At 34.3% G+C, this 20,990-nt stretch carries 18 protein-coding genes; all 18 read left to right on the forward strand.

Annotation, left to right across the window (positions count from 1 at the left end):
* Nucleotides 1-12: 12 nt before the first annotated feature.
* The 18 genes from KBJ98_RS12965 (at nt 13) to KBJ98_RS13050 (ending at nt 20,933) form a co-directional block, all read left to right on the forward strand.
* On the forward strand, nt 13-2,475 hold the full coding sequence (locus tag KBJ98_RS12965) for a polysaccharide biosynthesis tyrosine autokinase (RefSeq protein ID WP_210791249.1): 2,463 nt from the start codon (nt 13-15) through the stop codon (nt 2,473-2,475).
* 11 nt (nt 2,476-2,486) lie between these two features.
* Nucleotides 2,487-3,473, forward strand: a complete 987-nt coding sequence (locus tag KBJ98_RS12970; RefSeq protein ID WP_210791251.1) for an SDR family oxidoreductase — start codon at nt 2,487-2,489, stop codon at nt 3,471-3,473.
* A gap of 73 nt (nt 3,474-3,546) precedes the next feature.
* Nucleotides 3,547-4,938, forward strand: coding sequence for a UDP-glucose 6-dehydrogenase (locus tag KBJ98_RS12975; protein ID WP_210791253.1), 1,392 nt, complete (start codon nt 3,547-3,549; stop codon nt 4,936-4,938).
* A gap of 53 nt (nt 4,939-4,991) precedes the next feature.
* Entirely contained in the window at nt 4,992-5,462 is a 471-nt protein-coding gene (locus KBJ98_RS12980) for a UpxY family transcription antiterminator (RefSeq protein ID WP_210791255.1), read from the forward strand.
* 86 nt (nt 5,463-5,548) lie between these two features.
* The gene (rfbB, locus tag KBJ98_RS12985; RefSeq protein ID WP_210791257.1) at nt 5,549-6,595 is read left to right on the forward strand and encodes a dTDP-glucose 4,6-dehydratase; all 1,047 of its coding nucleotides are present in this window, start codon (nt 5,549-5,551) and stop codon (nt 6,593-6,595) included.
* Nucleotides 6,596-7,054: 459 nt separating this feature from the next.
* Nucleotides 7,055-8,338, forward strand: coding sequence for a nucleotide sugar dehydrogenase (locus KBJ98_RS12990; RefSeq protein WP_210791259.1), 1,284 nt, complete (start codon nt 7,055-7,057; stop codon nt 8,336-8,338).
* Between the two features lie 50 nt (nt 8,339-8,388).
* Nucleotides 8,389-9,396, forward strand: coding sequence for a mannose-1-phosphate guanylyltransferase (locus tag KBJ98_RS12995; protein WP_210791261.1), 1,008 nt, complete (start codon nt 8,389-8,391; stop codon nt 9,394-9,396).
* Complete coding sequence (locus KBJ98_RS13000) at nt 9,396-10,346, forward strand: GDP-L-fucose synthase family protein (protein ID WP_210791263.1); 951 nt, start codon at nt 9,396-9,398, stop codon at nt 10,344-10,346. The genes KBJ98_RS12995 and KBJ98_RS13000 overlap by 1 nt, the downstream gene beginning before the upstream one ends.
* 51 nt (nt 10,347-10,397) lie before the next feature.
* Nucleotides 10,398-11,495: a GDP-mannose 4,6-dehydratase gene (gene gmd, locus KBJ98_RS13005; protein WP_210791265.1), complete on the forward strand. Its 1,098-nt coding sequence runs from the start codon at nt 10,398-10,400 to the stop codon at nt 11,493-11,495.
* A gap of 205 nt (nt 11,496-11,700) precedes the next feature.
* The gene (locus KBJ98_RS13010; protein WP_210791267.1) at nt 11,701-12,732 is read left to right on the forward strand and encodes a polysaccharide biosynthesis protein; all 1,032 of its coding nucleotides are present in this window, start codon (nt 11,701-11,703) and stop codon (nt 12,730-12,732) included.
* Between the two features lie 70 nt (nt 12,733-12,802).
* Complete coding sequence (locus KBJ98_RS13015) at nt 12,803-13,225, forward strand: WxcM-like domain-containing protein (protein WP_210791269.1); 423 nt, start codon at nt 12,803-12,805, stop codon at nt 13,223-13,225.
* A 30-nt stretch (nt 13,226-13,255) separates the two neighbouring features.
* Nucleotides 13,256-14,374, forward strand: coding sequence for a polysaccharide biosynthesis C-terminal domain-containing protein (locus KBJ98_RS13020; protein ID WP_210791270.1), 1,119 nt, complete (start codon nt 13,256-13,258; stop codon nt 14,372-14,374).
* 10 nt (nt 14,375-14,384) lie between these two features.
* On the forward strand, nt 14,385-15,527 hold the full coding sequence (wecB, locus tag KBJ98_RS13025; protein WP_210791271.1) for a non-hydrolyzing UDP-N-acetylglucosamine 2-epimerase: 1,143 nt from the start codon (nt 14,385-14,387) through the stop codon (nt 15,525-15,527).
* Between the two features lie 6 nt (nt 15,528-15,533).
* Nucleotides 15,534-16,745: a glycosyltransferase gene (locus KBJ98_RS13030; protein ID WP_210791272.1), complete on the forward strand. Its 1,212-nt coding sequence runs from the start codon at nt 15,534-15,536 to the stop codon at nt 16,743-16,745.
* Nucleotides 16,742-17,854: an EpsG family protein gene (locus KBJ98_RS13035; protein WP_210791273.1), complete on the forward strand. Its 1,113-nt coding sequence runs from the start codon at nt 16,742-16,744 to the stop codon at nt 17,852-17,854. The genes KBJ98_RS13030 and KBJ98_RS13035 overlap by 4 nt, the downstream gene beginning before the upstream one ends.
* Before the next feature lie 133 nt (nt 17,855-17,987).
* On the forward strand, nt 17,988-18,869 hold the full coding sequence (locus tag KBJ98_RS13040) for a glycosyltransferase family 2 protein (RefSeq protein WP_210791274.1): 882 nt from the start codon (nt 17,988-17,990) through the stop codon (nt 18,867-18,869).
* A 107-nt stretch (nt 18,870-18,976) separates the two neighbouring features.
* The gene (locus KBJ98_RS13045; protein ID WP_210791275.1) at nt 18,977-19,870 is read left to right on the forward strand and encodes a hypothetical protein; all 894 of its coding nucleotides are present in this window, start codon (nt 18,977-18,979) and stop codon (nt 19,868-19,870) included.
* Between the two features lie 85 nt (nt 19,871-19,955).
* Nucleotides 19,956-20,933 carry a glycosyltransferase family 2 protein gene (locus KBJ98_RS13050; RefSeq protein ID WP_210791276.1) on the forward strand — a complete coding sequence of 326 codons (978 nt, stop codon included), beginning with the start codon at nt 19,956-19,958 and terminating at the stop codon, nt 20,931-20,933.
* The last annotated feature ends 57 nt before the right edge of the window (nt 20,934-20,990 follow it).

Consider the following 20,990-nt stretch of genomic DNA (forward strand, 5'->3'; position numbering starts at 1 on the left):
CACAATAACAGCATGCTAGATATAAAGGATTTTGCGGTTTTTGAAAATCAAGTTAGTTTTGATTTCAAAGGTTTTTTAATAAAAATTGGAAGTTATTGGAAATGGTTTTTAATCAGTTTGCTAATTACTTTTACAGTAGCCTATCAAGTAAATATTCGAAAAGAAAAAATTTACGGGATGGAAACCATGATTTCAATTAAAGAAGAAAATAATCCTTTATTCACCTCAAATACTAGTTTAACTTTCAATTGGGGAGGCACATCAGATCAAGTTCAAACTATTGCTACGACTTTACAGTCAAGATCTCATAATGAACTTGTAGTTGATAAATTGCAGTTTTACATTAGTTACTTAACACAAGGCGAATACAATTTAATAGACGCTTACGGTGCAACGCCTTTTTATGTAAATATCGACAAGTCAAAAGGTCAATTGGCTGGAGCAAACATTGCCATAAAATTTATTTCTGAAAGCGTTTATGAAATTCGCATTCCTTTTGAGGGTACTAATGCTTCAATGATTACTTATGCAAATAACACGTATAGCAATACAGCTGTACAAGAGGGAGAATTTGTCAAAAGATACAAAGTAGGACAACAAGTCAATTTGCCATTCTTAAATTGGAAATTAGAAATCAAAGAAAATCCAGGTCTGTACAAAGGCAATGAGTATTTTGTGCGATTTAATGATTTTGACGGAACTGTGTCTGGTTACAAAGGGATTAATGTGCAGTCTAGCGAAAAAACTAGTTCGATCATTACATTGAGTATGCAAGGAACCAATAAAGCTCGAATGGTAGAGTATCTCAATGCTACTGTTAAAATGTTGATTAGTAGGCAACTTGAGGATAAAAATCGTTTTGCTACCAATACGATCGCTTTTATTGATAGTACTTTGATTGCAATGGAAGCACAGCTCAAAGAAACTGGAAATGAACTCAAATCGTTCCGAAAAGGCAAAAACATGTTCGATGTGGAAGATGGTGGTGCCAAGTTTTCAGAAAAAATTTCAGAATTCGATCTAAAAAGAGACGAAGTAAACCGAAAGCTAGCCTATTATAACTCTTTGAAATCCTACCTTAAAAGTAGTGTTAATTACGCCAAACTTCCTGCGCCTTCAGTAGCAGGTATTGATGATCCCAACATTGTGGCAAATGTCTCTCGCTTAATAGCATTATCAACACAACGCTCAGAAATGGCTTACGCTGTTAAAAGCGAAAAAATATTTCAGGATTTTGACAATCAAATGGAAGCGATAAAAAATGTTTTGTTAGAAAATATCGCTACCGCAAAATCTGCACTTCAATACGATTTAGCAATTGTTAATAGTCAAATAAGTGCCACCGAAAGCACAATAAAAGCACTTCCAGAGGAACAGCAAGAACTTATAAAAATCAAGAGAAAATATGACTTAAGCGACAATATCTACAATACTTTTTTACAAAAAAGAAGTGAAGCCGATATCGTTAAAGCAGCTAATTTATCTGATGTGCATTTTATAGATCCCGCTAAGGATATAGGAGGAGGATTAATTGGTCCTAAAACTTCGGTGAATTATGTTTTAGCACTCTTTTTAGGATTATTGATTCCGTTGATATTTGTATTCATTATTTTCTTTATCAACAATTCGGTTCAAAACAGTGAAGATATTAATAAGTTAACTAAAATTCCGTTAATCGGAATCATTGGCGTCAATAAAGAAAGCGGCAATTTAGCGGTATTTGATAGGCCTAAATCAGCTTTATCTGAGTCGTTCAGAGCAATCCGTTCTTCTTTGCAGTTTTTATACAAGCAACAAAATCTCGATGGAGCCAAAACCTTGATGATTACCTCTTCGGTCAGTGGAGAAGGGAAAACATTTTGTTCGATAAATATCGCTACTGTATTTGCACTAAGCGAGAAAAAAACGGTTGTTATTGGTTTGGATTTACGAAAGCCAAAACTGGCAGGTGAATTTAATTTAACTAATGAAGTCGGTGTGGTAAACTACTTAATTGGTCAAAAAACTATCCCCGAAATCATTAATAAAACTCATATTCCGTACCTCGATGTTATTTTGTCAGGTCCTGTACCACCTAACCCAAGTGAGATGATCATGAGTCAGGGTATGAAGGATTTAATTGAATCATTAAAAAAAGAGTACGATTATATAATTCTTGATACTCCTCCTGTTGGATTGGTTTCAGATGCTCTTGAATTAGCACAATTTTGCGATGTTACGTTGTATATTGTTCGTCAAAATTATACTAAAAAAGAAATGATCTCATTGTTAAATAACCGAGTAAAACGTGGTGAGTTAACAAATGCTAGTATTGTTCTAAACGGTCTTGAAAACAAGGCAAAATATGGTACGGGTTATGGTTACGGCTACGGTTATGGTTACGGGAACTATGGCAACGGATACTATGAAGAGGAGAAAAAGAAAAGTGTTTACCAAAAGGTAGCACAAAGAATATTGAAAAAAGGCAAAAAATAAATCCGCTAATTATGAATCAGCAACAACAAGAAAGCATACTGATCACTGGCGGTGCAGGATTTATCGGATCCAACCTTTGCGAGTATTTTTTGAGCAAGGATTACAAGGTTGTCTGCTTAGATAATTTTGCAACAGGTCACAGGCATAATTTAGTAGCCTGTTTAGATAATCCTAATTTCACTTTATTAGAAGGAGATATTCGAAACCCTGCTGATTGCAGTGCTGCTGTTCAAGGAGTAAATTATGTATTGCATCAAGCAGCTTTGGGATCGGTACCAAGATCAATTAACGATCCTGTGACAACCAATGAGGTAAATGTTAGTGGTTTTTTAAACATGCTAGTTGCCGCGCGTGATGCAAAAGTAAAACGTTTTGTTTATGCAGCTAGTTCTTCTACTTATGGAGATTCGACTGCTTTGCCAAAAGTTGAAGAAGCGATTGGACAGCCACTATCGCCGTACGCAATTACAAAATATGTGAATGAATTGTATGCTACTATTTTTAGTCGTACTTATGGTTTAGAAACCATCGGATTGCGTTATTTTAATGTTTTTGGACGAAAACAAGATCCTAATGGTGCTTATGCAGCTGTTATTCCAAAATTCGTGCAGCAGTTAATCCGACACGAGAGCCCCATAATTAACGGTGACGGAACATATTCTCGCGATTTCACCTATATCGATAATGTAATGCAAATGAATGAACTGGCTATGCTTAGCCAAAAACCTGAGGCAATAAATACGGTTTACAATACTGCTTTTGGTGATCGTAATACATTGAATGATTTGGTTGGGTATTTAAAAAGATATTTAAGTGCCTACGATTCCGAAATAGCCAATGTACAAATACAGTACGGACCTGAAAGATTGGGTGATATTCCACATTCATTAGCAAGTATTGATAAAGCTAATGAACTCCTTGGTTATGACCCTCAATTTAATTTAGAAAAAGGGCTAAAAGAGGCAGTAGATTGGTATTGGAGTAACCTCAAAAAATAAATTAGTTATTAATTAAAGTCTCTCAAGGTATTTAATTATGTTACCAGAAGGGATAAAAAGTCACAAACAAAAAATGAATATTACAAAAATATGTTGTATTGGAGCTGGATACGTAGGAGGACCTACTATGGCAGTTATAGCCCAAAAATGTCCCCACATTCAGGTTACAGTGGTCGATTTAAATGAAGAGCGCATTGCTGCTTGGAATGATCCCGATACCAAAAACATACCAATTTATGAGCCTGGATTAGATGCAATTGTTGCCGAGGCAAGAGGTAGAAATTTATTTTTTTCTACGGAAGTGGATAAAGCAATCGAAGAGGCGCAACTGATTTTTATTTCTGTAAATACGCCAACCAAAACCTACGGAAAAGGCAAAGGTATGGCAGCTGATTTGAAATATATTGAGCTTTGCGCCAGACAAATTGCAAGGGTAGCAAAGGATAATAAAATAGTGGTTGAAAAATCAACACTGCCAGTTCGTACTGCCGAAGCTATTAAGAGCATTTTAGACCACACAGGTAATGGTGTTCAGTTTCAAATTTTATCTAATCCTGAGTTTTTAGCAGAGGGTACAGCAGTTCAAGATTTATTGCAGCCAGATCGTATTTTGATTGGTGGCGACACCACTTCTGAGGGGCAAAAAGCTATTGATGCGCTCGTAGAAGTATATGCAAATTGGGTTCCTACAGAGCAAATTCTAACTACAAATGTGTGGTCATCAGAGCTTTCGAAACTTACTGCAAATGCTTTTTTAGCACAACGTATTTCTTCTGTTAATGCCATGTCTGAACTCTGTGAAAAAACAGGTGCTTCTATTAATGAAGTAGCAAAGGCTATCGGTATGGATAGTCGAATTGGTCCGAAATTCTTGAAAGCTTCAGTTGGTTTTGGAGGATCTTGTTTTCAAAAAGACATTCTTAATTTGGTGTACATTGCTAAGTCGTATGGTTTACACGAAGTGGCAGTCTATTGGGAGCAAGTGATTATCATGAACGATCATCAAAAAAGACGCTTTTCAAGTCGAATCGTTCAAACCTTGTTTAATACAGTTTCAGATAAAAAAATTGCATTTCTAGGTTGGGCTTTCAAAAAAGATACAAATGATACGAGAGAATCAGCTGCAATTTACGTGGCAGACGATTTAATTAATGAGCACGCGCAAATCGCGGTTTTCGACCCAAAGGTATCCGCTAAAAAGGTTTTAAACGATTTGAATTATTTAGAAACTAGAACTGCAGATCAAAATGCAGCCTATGTTCTTTCATTTGAAAATCCTTATGAAGCATGTAAAGATGCACATGCTATTGCAATCTTAACGGAGTGGGATGAGTTTATTCACTACGATTGGCAACAAATTTATGATAACATGCAAAAACCTGCTTTTATCTTTGATGGTAGAAATTTACTAAACGAAGAGCAATTGCGTACTATTGGGTTTGTGTATCAATCGATTGGTTCATAAGTAAAAAGCTAACTAGCCGCACTAAGTTTCTTTGGCATAAATAATACTTACTAATGAATTGGTATGTAGTGTATACAAAACCCAAGTGGGAAAAAAAATTAGCTTTGCAGCTGCAAAGTCGAGGTATAAATTGTTATTGTCCAATTGTTGTTCAAAGTAGGCAGTGGTCTGATCGAATAAAAAAGGTAGAAGTACCCCTTTTTAATTCCTATGTTTTTGTGCAACTTGCAGAAGAGGATAGGCAATTAGTATTTGATGTACCTGGAGCAGTGCGTTATTTATTTTGGTTAGGAAAACCAGCTATTGTTCGAAACGAAGAAATAGAAACAATCCAAAATTGGTTACAAGTTGCTAAAGAAAATAAAGTATCGCTTACACAGCATCAAATTGGAGATTGTATTGAAGTGCCAACCGGTCCCTTTGCAGCACAAAATGCGGTGGTGCAAGATATTAAAAAAACACATTATGTTCTGGTGCTCGAAGGAATGGGGTGTGTTCTAAAAATGAAAATTCACAATCAATAATACAAAAGAGCGAAGGGATTTTGGTAAAAATTAAATAAAAGTTGGTCCTTAAAAAGTCCTATTCAAAATATAAGAATCAAGAAGAAATGAAGAAAATTTTAATAACAGGAGGAGCTGGTTTTATTGGGTCGCATGTGGTACGCTTATTTGTTAACAAATATCCGGAATATGATATTTATAATTTAGATGCTTTGACCTATGCCGGAAATTTAGAAAATTTGTCTGATATTGAAAAAGCACCGAATTACAATTTTGTAAAAGGTGATATTGCCGATGAAACTTTTGTAAACTCTTTGTTCGAGGAGCACCAATTTGATGGAGTAATACATCTAGCTGCTGAATCGCATGTAGATCGTTCTATTACTGATCCACTTTCTTTTGTAAAAACTAATGTTTTTGGTACTGTTCACTTATTAAATGCTGCCCGTAAGCAATGGGTGAATAACCAAGAGGGCAAGCGTTTTTATCACATTAGTACCGATGAGGTATATGGATCATTAGGAGCAGAAGGATTGTTTACTGAAAGTACAGCATACGATCCAAACTCACCTTATAGCGCCAGTAAAGCAAGTTCAGACCATTTTGTTCGTGCCTATGGCGAAACCTATCAATTGCCTTATGTATTAACCAATTGTTCTAATAACTACGGCCCAAATCATTTTCCTGAAAAATTAATTCCGTTGTTTATTAATAACATCATTAATAACAAATCTTTACCTGTTTATGGTGATGGTAATTATACTCGTGATTGGTTATTTGTGGTAGATCACGCTCGAGCAATTGATCTTGTTTTTCACCAAGGTAAAAATCACGAAACATACAACATAGGTGGTTTTAATGAGTGGAAAAATATTGATTTAGTACGTTTGTTGTGTACCATTATGGATCGAAAATTAGGCAGACCAGAAGGTACTTCTACAGGCTTGATTACTTATGTGAAAGACAGACCAGGACATGATTTGCGCTATGCAATTGATGCCTCTAAAATTAATAAAGAATTAGGATGGGAGCCGTCAGTGACTTTTGAACAAGGTTTAGAGCAAACGGTAAATTGGTACTTAGAAAATGAACAGTGGTTGCAAAGTGTCACTTCGGGTGATTATGCTTCTTATTACGAAAAACAATACAAATAGGTAAGTAGTTCTTTTTAAATTACCTAGAAGGGTTGATTTTTTTAAGGTTAGAAAACTTTAAAAAAATCAACCCTTTTTTAGTTGTTTGAGATGAGGCAAATGAGTTTTGCTTTTTTAAAGTGCAGTCTTTTTTTTACCATCAAATATGAAGAAGTCTATCTATAAATGCGCTATTCTAGCTATATTTGCTCTCTGAAACAAGCAATTCTTATTCCTTTTAATGGGAGTAAGGATTGCGAAGCGGTGCTTTTTTGTGAGCGAAATGCGGTCTAAGTTGGAGTAATAGTATTGAAAAACAGCGTGTTTGATTTTTTTTTTAGATACATTCAATTTGGTTTTTTAATAACGACAACTGTTTTAAGAAATATCTCATAGATAATGAATCCGCTGTTTTAGGTAGAAAATAGCAACACATTTCAACAAAAGTATTTTTCTTTTTTATAAATACATTTTAATAACATGGGTTTACCAATAAAAATTGCAGTAATCGGATTGGGTTACGTAGGCTTACCGCTCGCAAGACTATTTGCTACAAAATACAGTGTGGTTGGTTTTGATATCAATCAGAGTCGAGTAGATGCGTTGCAATCAGGTATTGATACTACTTTAGAAGTTTCGAACAGTGCGCTTCAAGAAGTATTGTTGACAAATGCGTCAGATCAAGTGGGATTGTATTGTACCACAGATGATTCCTTTTTGGAAGCTTGTAATTATTATGTGATTACTGTACCAACACCAGTAGATAAAAATAACAGACCCGATTTACGACCTTTATACGCCTCGAGCGCAACGGTTGGTAAAATGCTCAAAAAAGGAGATATTGTAGTATATGAATCTACAGTTTTTCCGGGAGCTACTGAGGAAGAGTGCGTACCAGTTTTAGAAAAACATTCAGGATTGAAATTTAATGTCGATTTTTTTGTCGGGTATTCACCTGAACGCATTAATCCCGGAGACAAAGAGCATACAGTTGATAAAATCCTTAAAATTACTTCGGGATCCACGCCAGAAATTGGTCTCAAGGTAGATGCTTTGTACAAAAGTGTCATTACCGCAGGAACGCATTTGGCTCCAACCATTAAAGTAGCCGAAGCGGCCAAAGTGATAGAAAACTCTCAACGAGACATCAATATTGCTTTTGTAAATGAGTTGGCTAAAATTTTTAATTTAATGCAAATTGATACGCAGGCCGTGTTAGAGGCAGCGGGAACAAAGTGGAATTTTTTACCCTTTAAACCCGGCTTAGTCGGAGGTCACTGTATTGGTGTTGATCCGTATTACTTAGCTCAAAGAGCACAAGAATTTGGTTACCATCCTGAAATTATTTTAGCAGGTCGTAGACTTAACGATAGTATGGGCGATTACGTAGCCTCACAAATTGTTAAATTGATGATTAAGAAAGAAATAACAGTTCATGGCTCCCAATTATTGCTATTAGGTATTACCTTTAAAGAAAACTGTCCCGATGTACGCAATACTAAAATTGTAGATATTGTCAAGGCTCTTGCTGATTATGGTATTGCAATCACCATTTATGATCCGCTAGCAGATCCACTCGAAGTGCAACACGAATACAAGCTAACAACTACTAGAACGCTGCCTGAAAATAAATTTGATGCCGTTGTTTTGGGAGTAGCACATCGTGAATTTCTTCCTATTGAGTATGCACTGCTGCAAAAAGAAAACAGCGTGTTGTATGATGTGAAAGGCGTTTTAGGCACTGCAGCTGACGGAAAATTATAAAACAATTCGTTTTTATTAAAAGCGATTATACAAAAAATAGTTACATAACTATGGAAAATAAATCAACTGTCACACACGTGATTTTAACTGGAGGAGTAGGAAGCAGGTTATGGCCTTTATCCCGAAAAAGCCAGCCCAAACAATATTTAGAGTTATTTGCAGGCAAGTCGTTATTCGAAATGACGGTCGAGCGCAACCGCAATTTAGCGAATCAAATTATGGTGGTTGGTAATATAGATAACTGCCATCTCAGTAAAAATGTTTTAGATAAAGTAGGAACTTCTTATATTGATATTGTAGAGGCTACACCACGAAATACTGCGGCAGCAATTGCTTTTGCTGCTTTTGCATCAGATCCAGAGGCTATTTTAATTGTGACACCTTCGGATCATATTATAGCAAACTCTGAAGCCTATGAAGCTGCCATTAATGAGGCAGTTGAAAAAGCTTCTAATGGGCACATTGTAACCTTCGGAATTTTACCTACCAAGCCAGAAACGGGTTATGGTTACATTGAGCGCAAGGGAGATACAGTGCTTTCCTTTCGAGAAAAACCGAATCAAGTGACAGCACGCGAGTTTATTGCACGTGGTAATTTTCTCTGGAACAGCGGTATGTTTTGTTTTAAAGCGAGTGTTTTTTTAGCAGAATTACAGGCGTTCACTCCTGAGGTTTATGAAAAATCAAAAATAGCATGGGAGGCCAACAAATCTGGACAACTTGACTTAGAGCTTTCTTTGGAGATTCCTTCTATCAGTATCGATTATGCGGTGATGGAACGAAGTAAAAAAATCAAAGTGGTAACATCTGAGTTTTTATGGTCTGATTTAGGTTCATTTGAATCGGTGTATGACTATTTGCACAGTAACGGTCATCCTGTAGATGCTAATGGGAATATGGTTATTGGAACTACTAATTTCACCGCTTTTGTAGGTTTAAAAAATACTATTTTTGTACATACTGATTCGGCTAATTTAATCCTTCAAAAGGACTGTTCGCAGGATGTGAAAAATATTTACAACGCGTTGGAACGTGAAAACCCAGCACTTTTGCAGTAATGGAAAAAAATAGCAAAATTTATATTGCTGGTCACAAAGGAATGGTTGGGAGTGCTATTTGGCGCGCTTTAACAGCTAAAGGCTATACCAATTTGATAGGCGCTGCAAGTGCTGATTTAGATTTGCGCGATCAAATTGCAGTTCAAACATTTTTTTCGAAAGAACAACCCGAAATCGTAATTGATGCAGCGGCTCGCGTAGGTGGAATTTTAGCCAATATGACAGCGCCTTATGAGTTTTTAATGCAGAATCTTCAAATTCAGAATAATTTAATTGACACTGCCTTGCGTACTAATGTGAGTCAGTTTGTTTTTTTAGGGAGTTCTTGTATTTATCCAAAAATGGCGGAACAACCCTTGAAGGAAGAATACTTACTTACCGATTCTCTAGAGCCTACTAACGAATGGTATGCGATTGCAAAAATAGCAGGAGTAAAAGCCTGCGAAGCCATTCAAAAACAATACGGCAAAGCTTTTTTTAGTTTGATGCCAACAAATTTGTATGGGAGTTATGATAATTTTGATTTGAATAGCTCGCATGTTTTACCTGCGATGATTCGTAAATTTCATGAAGCTAAAATCAATAGCAGTCCATCGGTTGGATTGTGGGGAAGTGGTACGCCTTTGCGTGAATTTTTATATGTAGACGATTTGGCTGCGGCTGTTGTTTTTGCATTAGAAAACAACATGACCGAATCATTTTATAATGTAGGGACTGGTACGGATCTTTCTATTAAAGATGTGGCAGAGACCATTAAAAGAATTGTTGGTTATACGGGAACTATTACTTGGGATGCTAGCAAACCAGATGGTACGCCGAGAAAATTGATGGACGTCTCGAAAATGAAGGAGATGGGATGGAAAGCGCAAGTTAGCCTAGAAACAGGCATTCAAAAAACATACGAATGGTATCTTAACAATCAGGAAACCGTTCAACAAAGAAGTAATTAGAAACAATTACGAAAGGGTAGACACAATAAAATCTACTAAAAAATAGCAATAATGAAAGTAGCATTAGTAACAGGTATTACAGGTCAAGATGGCGCATATCTAGCCGAACTTTTATTAGATAAAGGATACATGGTTCACGGTATCAAGCGCAGAGCATCGTCGTTTAATACCACGCGAATCGATCATTTGTATCAGGATCCACACGAAAAAAACCAGCGATTCAAATTGCATTACGGTGATTTGACTGATTCGATGAATCTTACTCGAATCATTCAAGAAACGCAACCAGATGAGATTTACAATTTGGGTGCTATGAGTCATGTAAAAGTGAGTTTTGACATCCCAGAATATACAGCTAATGCGGATGGAATAGGAACTTTGCGAATTTTAGAAGCGGTACGTTTATTGGGCTTAGAGAAAAAAACCCGAATTTATCAAGCTAGTACTTCTGAATTGTACGGATTGGTACAAGCGGTTCCACAATCTGAAACGACACCTTTTTACCCACGTTCGCCTTATGCGGTCGCTAAAATATATGCCTATTGGATTACTGTTAATTATAGAGAGGCATACGGAATGTTTGCTTGCAATGGTATTTTATTCAATCACGAATCACCTTTGCGCGGGGAGACTTTCGTTACCCGTAAAATCACACGTGCCGTGGCACAAATTGCTTTAGGTCAGCAAGACATTTTATACATGGGTAATTTAGAAGCGCAGCGCGATTGGGGTCATGCCAAAGATTATGTAGAGGCCATGTGGCGCATTTTGCAACAAGAAAAACCAGAAGATTTTGTGATCGCTACCGGAATTACAACCAAGGTACGCGACTTTGTACAAATGGCTTTTGCTGAGGTAGGTTATCAACTGCGTTTTGAAGGCGAAGGAGTTGATGAGATTGGAGTTGTAGCTGAAATTGATGCTGAACGTTTGAAAGCAATTCAAACAAAAAACCAAAATAAAGTAGCAATAGGAACAGTCGTGGTGCGCGTAGATCCCACTTACTTTAGACCTACCGAGGTTGATTTACTTTTGGGCGATCCCACAAAAGCGCAACAACAATTAGGATGGAAACCTAAATATACACTTGCCAGTTTGGTTCAAGAAATGGTGGCTGCTGATGTGGTGCTTTTTAAGAATGGAAAATGATAATTTTAAGAAATAGTTTTTTAAATATCAATACAGTTACATTCAAAACTTTTTTTTGAAATACATTTGTCAACCAACCAAATACTCGAGTTACCACATATACTAAAAATTTGAAAATAATTAAATAAGAAATTACATTTCCCTGTAAAAATTTGTGTTTTGCAGATACGATTTAATTTTCAAGAATAATTAAAAAAAAAATTACATGTTAAAAAACAAAGTTTTATTAATTACTGGCGGAACGGGTTCTTTTGGTAATGCAGTATTAAATCGTTTTCTGTACACAGATCATTTCAGTGAAATCAGAATTTTTTCTCGAGATGAGAAAAAACAAGACGATATGCGAAATCAACTTCAAAATGATAAATTAAAATTTTACATTGGGGATGTTCGTGATTATGCTAGTATAGAACGTGCCATGCGTGGTGTTGATTATGTTTTTCATGCAGCTGCACTGAAGCAAGTTCCTTCTTGCGAGTTTTTTCCATTAGAGGCAACAAGAACCAATGTTTTTGGTACTCAAAATGTTATTGATGCGGCATCTTTTCATAAAGTAAAAAAAGTCATTTGCTTAAGTACGGACAAGGCTGCTTATCCAATAAATGCTATGGGAATTTCTAAAGCATTAATGGAAAAGGTTGCTATTGCTGCTTCAAGAAATAATCCAGATACCACAGTTTGTTTAACGCGTTATGGAAATGTTATGGCTTCTAGAGGTTCTGTAATTCCATTATTTTTAAAACAAATAAAAAATAATCAAACAATCACTATTACCGATCCTAAAATGACACGTTTTTTAATGTCATTGGATGAAGCAGTAGAGTTAGTTTTGTTTGCTTTTGAACATGGTAATGCAGGCGACTTATTTGTCAACAAAGCACCTGCTGGTACCATTGGTGATTTAGCTGAAGCCTTGAAACAGTTATGTAACGCTACTACAGAAGTTAAAATTATTGGTACACGCCACGGTGAGAAACTTTACGAAACTTTGTGTACTCGCGAAGAAATGCAAAAGGCAGAAGATATGGGAGAGTTTTATAGAATTCCTGCTGATAATCGTGATTTGAATTACGCTCAGTATTTTTCAGAAGGCGAACAAGAGGTGTCTGTTGTTGAAGATTATCATTCTCATAATACGGAGCAATTGGGTGTAGAAGGAATGAAAAAGTTGTTATCGCATTTACCATTAATAAGAAAAGAAGTTTTTGGTGAAGATGTGCCTCAAATGCCAGGGTAATTAGTGATCAATGGACAGTGTTCAGTGATGAGTATTCAGTTATTAAGAAATAGTTTTTAAATTCAATATTATGAAAGTGCTTCCGCAATTAATTAAAGGAAATAGTAATGCCGATGATAGAGGTGTTTTGCATTTTAATAATGACTTTAATGCTTTTGGAGTAAAAAGAATTTACACTATTCAAAATCGGGATACTAAATTTGTTCGAGGTTGGCAAGGTCATAAAATTGAGCAACGTTGGTTTTCTGCAATTCAAGGTTCTTTTAAAATTTTTCTTATTGCAATTGATGACTGGAATGCTCCTTCAACTAATTTAATTCAGCATGAATTTATTTTAGATGCACAAAAAATGGATGTTTTACACGTTCCTTCGGGATACGTTTCAAGCATTCAATCGCTAGAGAAATCCTCAAAATTATTACTGATGTCTGATTATTTATTAGGCGATATTAATGATGAATACCGATACGATATTAATTATTTTACAAAATAGAAAGGGTCTCCCTTTAACAAGAATCACACTATGCTAAAAATTGGAATTACAGGACAAGCCGGATTTGTTGGCAAACATTTGTACAATACCTTAGCTCTTTTTCAAGAAGAATTTGAAATAGTAGATTTTCAAAAAGACTTTTTTGAGGACGAAGTTAAACTAAACGAGTTTGTTTCTAAATGTGATGTTATTGTGCATCTTGCAGCGATGAATAGACACAACGACCCACATGTCATTTATGATACTAATGTAGGTTTAGCAACTAAATTGGTTACTGCGCTTGAAGCCACTAAAAGCAAAGCTCATGTACTTTTTTCATCATCTACTCAAGAAGAAAGAGATAATTTGTATGGCAAGTCTAAAAAAGAAGCAAGAGAATTATTAGCTAGTTGGGCAAAAAAATCAGAGGGAAACTTTACAGGATTAATTATTCCAAATGTGTTTGGACCTTTTGGTCATCCAAATTATAATTCAGTTGTAGCTACTTTTAGTCATAAAATTGCTAGAAATGAAACGCCAACTATTGATGTGGATGGTGATTTGAAACTTATTTATGTTGGTGAATTGGTAGATGAAATAGTAAAAGAAATTAGATCTGGTGAAAGCAAAGATGAAGTTCTAGTGCCACATACATCAGAATCTAAAGTTTCTAGAATCCTTTCCTTATTAGAAAAATACAAATCAGATTATCAAGATAACGGCATTATTCCAGAATTAGATAGCCGATTCGAAGTGAATTTATTCAATACGTTTCGTTGCTATATGGATATTGCTAATCATTTTCCTGTAAAATTTACGCAGCATACAGATCCAAGAGGCGCATTCGTTGAGGTAATTCGGTTGAATGTAGGCGGACAAGTTTCTTTCTCCACGACTGTACCAGGAATAACTAGAGGAAATCATTTTCATACCCGAAAAATTGAACGTTTTGCCGTAATAAAAGGAAAGGCTTTAATTCAATTGAGACAAATAGGAACGAAAGATACACATGATTTTTATTTAAATGGTGATGAACCAGCTTATGTTGACATGCCAGTTTGGTATACGCACAATATCAAAAATGTAGGTGATGAGGAATTATATACCATTTTTTGGATCAATGAATTTTATGATCCGAACGATCCTGACACCTATTTTGAGAACGTATAATTAATATAATATGAAAGAAAAACTAAAAGTGATGACAGTTGTTGGCACACGTCCAGAAATCATAAGATTGTCAAGGGTAATGGCCGCGTTGGATGCTTCTGAAGCAATTGAACATATTATTGTTCATACTGGGCAAAACTACGATTATGAACTCAATCAAATTTTTTTTGATGATCTATCCATTCGTAAACCAGATTTTTTTCTGAGTGCTGCTGGTGCTACTGCAACAGAAACAATTGGACAAATTTTGATAAAGATTGACCCTTTATTAGAAGCTGAAAAACCAGATGCATTTTTAGTTCTAGGCGATACAAATAGTTGTCTTTGTGCAATTCCTGCTAAAAAGAGACAGATTCCTATTTTTCACATGGAGGCGGGAAACCGCTGCTTTGATCAAAGAGTACCGGAAGAAACTAATCGAAGAATTGTAGATCATGTTTCAGATATAAATTTGACATATAGTGATATTGCACGAGAATACTTATTAAGAGAAGGTTTGCCTGCAGATAGAATAATCAAAACAGGTTCACCTATGTTTGAAGTTATTAATCACTATTTACCAGCAATTGAGTCCTCCGATGTTTTGGAAAGATTAAAACTCAAGGAGCAAGAGTTTTTTGTAGTGTCTTCGCATAGAGAGGAAAATATTAATAGTGAGAAAAATTTTCAAAGCTTAATGGATAGCTTAAATTTGATTGCTGAAAAATACAATTTTCCTATTATTGTCAGTACCCATCCACGTACTCGAAATATGATTGAAAAGAAAAATATTAAGATGCATTCGAAAGTTCAATTTTTAAAACCTTTAGGATTTAATGATTATAATGCATTGCAAATGAGATCATTCGCTGTTTTGTCTGACAGTGGTACAATATCTGAAGAATCTTCAATTTTAAATTTTCCAGCTCTAAATATAAGGGAAGCCCATGAGCGACCTGAGGCAATGGAGGAAGCTTCTGTGATGATGGTTGGTCTTAATCCGGAACGAATTATGCAAGCTTTACTTCAATTAAAAAATCAAAGTAGGGAAAAAAGTCGCACGCTACGTCAAGTGACAGATTATTCAATGCCAAATGTTTCGGAAAAGATGGTGCGTATCATTTTGAGTTATACTGACTATGTAAAGAGAACTGTTTGGAGAACTGATAATTAAAGCAATATGAAAGTATTAATGATCAATTCAGTTTCCGGTTATGGTAGCACAGGATCAATTTGTGTTGATATTGCTACTGAATTAGATTTGTATGGTCACGAATGTTTTATCGCTTATGGTCAAGTTACCAAAGGATATAAAAATGGATTTAAAATAGGTACTTCTACCGAAAATCATTTACACAATTTAGGCTCTAGAATTTTTGGAAAACAAGGTTATTTTACACATTCAGGAACCAAAAAGTTAATTGCTTTTATAAAAGATTATAATCCGGATATTATCCATCTTCATAACTTACATGGTAATTATTTGAATTTAGAAATTTTATTTAAATACCTTATTGAAGTGCAAAAACCTGTTGTCTGGACACTTCATGATTGTTGGGCTTTTACTGGTAAATGCGCCCATTATACGGATATTCAATGTTTTAAATGGCAAATACATTGTAACAACTGTCCTCAAGTTCAAAAATATCCGCCTAGCATGCTCTTGGATCGTTCCAGTGTTATGTTTGACGACAAAAAAGAATGGTTTACTAGTTTAAAAAACATGACCATAGTTCCAGTATCTAAATGGCTTGCTCGCGAAGTGAGTAAATCCTTTTTAAATAAATATCCCATTAAACCTATTTATAACTGGGTGAATCATGAGGTTTTTAAGCCGTTGCTGCACACTGATTTTCATAGTAAGTACGAAGTATCACCCCGCAAGTTTACTGTTCTAGTGGTTAGTGCCGGTTGGCATGAAATTGATGTGAAATATCAAGATGCTATCTCTTTATCAGCTATGCTACCTGATGATATGCAACTAATAATGATTGGTAAAGTGGATAAACCAGAGTATTTGCCGAAGAATATTAAACATATTGATTATTTAAATGGTCCTGTTGAATTGGCCAAGGCCTACTCATTTGCTGATGTATACGTTCATTTATCTACTGAAGATACCTTTGGAAAAGTAATTGCAGAAGCTTTGAGTTGTGGTACTCCCGCTGTAGTGTACGATGCAACGGCTTGTCCAGAAATTATTGATAGCAATTGTGGCTATGTGGTACAAAAAAGAAATGTCCAGCAAGTAATGGAAGCTATTTTTAAGATAAAAGTAAAGACCAAAGCACATTATGCTACACATTGCAGAAAACGTGTTGTTGAAAATTTTGAGTACGCCACCAATATTCAACAAACTATTGGTGTCTACAATAATATATTACAAGAATGATTATACATTTAATAATTATTGCTTTAATCCTTATTCTAGGATTTCATTTTTCTAGAAAAAAAGATTCTGAAAGTGATTATATTAGAAAAAAGTACATCCGCATTGTTTGCGCGATTTTGCTGTTACAATCTGGCTTGCGGAATGTAGCGGTTGGTTCTGATACTTATGCGTATTTTTTATCTTTTAATGATTCCATGCGAAATTCATGGCATGAAGTTTATGAAAGAATTATTGATTTTTACAGCTATAATATTGGTAAAGATCCGGGTTATTCCGTTTTTGAAAAACTAGTGTCAAGTACATTTCCAGACTACCAATTCCTTTTAATGGTAATTGCCATTATTTTTTTTACGGCTCTGGGAAATTTTATTTATCAAAATACAACAAGGCTAATTGATGCTATGTTGGCTTTTGTGATTTATTCTGTTTTGTTTTATAGTTTCTTCTCTATAACCGGTCACAGACAGACCATTGCAACGGCAGCAGCATTGTATGGCTTTGAATTGATTAAAAGAAAAAAGTTAATCTTATTCTTGATCATTATCTTGATAGCCTCAACCATACATAAATCGGTGCTTCTTTTTATCCCTTTTTATTTCATTGCACAAATTAGTAAGCCGAAGTTTTTTTTCAGAATAGTCTTGATTCTTTTTCCTTTTATCATGGTTTTTAGAGAGAGTCTGTCTACCTATTTAAAGGCCTTAGGTGGTTATGAAGAATATGGTATCAATGCAGCGGCCGGTACTTCAACATTTACCACCCTGTTTTTATTGATTTCTATTGCGGCCTTGCTTCGAAGTAAAATTATTTTAAAAAACAATATAAAAGCACAACAGTATTATAACGCTTTTGCAGTAGCCCTACTTTTCATTCCTTTAACTTGGGTAAATCCCTCTGCAATGAGGGTCGTGCAGTATTTTTCTATTTTTATGCTGTTATTTATTCCAGAAATAATCTATTCCTTTCAAGTAGTTTCGCCAAGGGTAAAAAAACATCTTACCGTTTTCACTGTTATTATCTTGATTGTATTGTTTTTAAAAGCAAATGGGAATGCCGCACCGTATGGCTTTTTTTGGGAAGAGATGCGCTTAGGAGAAAATTACTTTTAAAAAAAATATTTTGTGTTGTAAATTCTTTTTCTAGTGATGAAGAATTCTAAAAAAATAGATTTTTTTAAAGATAGTTTGCATCCTGAAGATAACACAATACTTTTAGTTGATAATTTTTTAATTTTTTAAATAGATGAAATGCATTTCAATTGTAGTTTTAAATTACATCAATTATTCTGACACAATTGATTGTGTTGAGAGTATTATTAACCAAAAAAATAAAAACTTCAAAGTAGTTATAGTAGAAAATGGTTCACCGAACGATTCATTTTTTATTTTAATGGAAAAGTTTGGGCAGCACCCGTTAATAACCATTATTCGAAATAAAAATAATTTGGGGTTTGCTAAGGGAAACAATGTTGGAATAAATTATTCAAATAATGTTTTAGGTATCGATTATATTTTCGTTTTAAACAGTGATACTATTTTAAATGAAAATTTAATAGATGATATATTTAAATTAAGTGTGGAGGATGATGTAGCTGTTTTTTCACCCACCGTAACAGATGAATTCGGGGTTGTGCAAATACCAACAATTAATGTAAATGATATCAAAAGTTTTACCTTTAAAGCAATTTTAAGTTTGTTTTTAGCTTTATTTTTGAATTCACCAGGGATGAATAGACTGTACAAACAATACAAAAAAAACAACCATGCAAATGAGGATAGTACCGGAATGCACAATAACTTCACACCGTTCAAATATAGTCTTCACGGAAGTGCTTTTTTTTTAACACCATTGTTTTTCAAATATTATAAAAATCCCTTTCCTGGTACCTTTTTATATTGGGAAGAAATTAATTTAATATGGTATTTACATAAAGTCAATTTAAGAGCTGCAGTTTATGAAACATCTGGAGTTTTTCATAAAGAATCGATGTCGATTTCTCAAATTGCAGCGCCAAGCAAAGTTTCAATGTGGAAATTAAAAAAATCTTTTTCAAGTCTGTTAAGATCCCTTCCATTATATTTTTGTAATTACAACTATGTTGTTAAAACGTATAATTCAAAGTAAATATGAATAATCCAGAAACAAATGTGCCAATAGCTTTAATTTTTTTTGCTCGACCAGACTTATTAGCAGTTACTTTTGAAGCAATAAGGGCAGCTAAACCAAAAAAAATGTTTTTAATACAAGATGGTCCACGTTTACAGAATACAAATGATATTCAAAAAATTTCACAATGTCGCGAAATAGTTGACGATGTAGATTGGGAATGTGAAGTTTTTAAGAATTATTCCGATGAAAATTTAGGTTGTGGTTTGAGAGTTTATTCTGGTCTCTCTTGGGCATTTAAATATGTAGACAGATTAGCAATAATCGAAGATGATTGCGTTCCTTCATTGGGCTTTTTTGAATTTACAAGCGATTTACTGGAGAAATATAAAGTTGATGATAGAGTAGGTATGGTTTGTGGAATGAACAATTTGGAATTTTATGATTCAACTCCTTATGACTACTTTTTTACAACTTCAGGTTCAATTTGGGGATGGGCTACTTGGAAGAGGGTGTGGGATAACATGGAATATAATTTAGATTATGTACAAGATGGAGACGCAGAAAGATTAATAAATAATTTATACGGACAGAAGTACTATAAAGAAGGTAAAGACAAATTAAAAAGTATTTCACAAGGTGTTAGATTAAGCTCGTGGTCATATCAACATGGAATGAACTTATTTTTGAATTCACAATTAAATATAGTGCCGAAATACAATTTAATAACAAATATAGGAATGTCTGAAAACGGTGCAAATTCCGTAAGTTCAATAAAGTACATGCCTAAAGGCCTGCGAAGCTTGTATTACATGAAGACCTACACCGTCACTTTTCCATTAAAGCATCCCAAATATATTATTAATGATATTGAATTTAAAAAAAAGCTTGATCGTTTAATGGGAAACGGATATCCTTTGGTAAAATTTTACAGGTTAATTGAGTCTGTTACCTATCGTATTATAGGAGGTGATTTCAAATCAATTTTTAAAGGTTTCAAAAGAAGGTTTAGTCATTAATAAACCATCAGAAGCAATTTTGCATCCAAAACAAAATATAGAAATAGCTCTAATAATAATTATTAATTCATATTAGTAAAAAATAATGACCAGAAATATAAATCCAAAAGTAACCATAATCACTACTGTATATAACAAGGAGGAATTAATTCATAAATGCATAAGTTCTGTTCTTGCGCAAAGTTTTACAGACTTTGAATATATTTTAGTTGATGATGCCTCCACTGATAATTCTCCACAAATATGTGATGATTATGCAAAAGCAGATAATCGGATTAAGGTAATTCATAGAGAAAATGGCGGACACGCTATTGCCAGAAATACAGGTATATTGCATGCGACGGGCGAGTATCTAACTTTTTTGGATGGAGATGATTATTTTTGTGACAACCATGGTGTTGAAGAGATGGTAAGACTAGCAGACGAAAATAAAAGTGACATTGTTATAACTGATTTTTTAAGTGTTTGGAATGAAGCAAATAAGCCTAAAATAACTAATTCTACAGGTTTAAATATACTTGAATATTTATTAAAAGAAGATATTTATCATCCAACACCTTGTTCGAGGTTGTTTAAAAGAGCAATTTTTGATAATAATTTATTTAAAAATCTTATCAGTGATGATGAAGAATGGACACCTAAAGCTTTTTACTATGCGGAAAAAGTTTGTATCATGCCTAAATTAATTTATTTTAGAACAACTCCAGATAACTCAGTAACTCGCATTAATACAGAGAAAAATTATTTTAGGAAAGCAAATGATAAGGCTTTGACAGCGGGTATGATAATAAAATTTTTTGAAGGAGAAAATATTTCACTTTCTCAAAAGAAGATACTTTATAAAAGGTTTGTATCACTTTACCTATCAAGTCTTCACATTTATGCGAACGTTTTATCGGATGTTAAATTGAAAAAAGATTTACTTGTAAGATTAGATGAAAACAAATTTGTGCTGAAATACTCCAGGATGTCTAAAAGTTTTAAACATGATATTCTTTATTGGATTGCTAAATATTTTGGTTTAAATGGTATAATTTCCTTTTTTAGATATTTTAGTAGGTAACATTCTAAAAAGATTTTGAAGGTTTTTTTGAAAAAATATAAAATCATAATGTAACCA

Origin of the sequence: Flavobacterium erciyesense (assembly GCF_018069925.1) — a bacterium.
Classification (GTDB): Bacteria; Bacteroidota; Bacteroidia; order Flavobacteriales; family Flavobacteriaceae; genus Flavobacterium; species Flavobacterium erciyesense.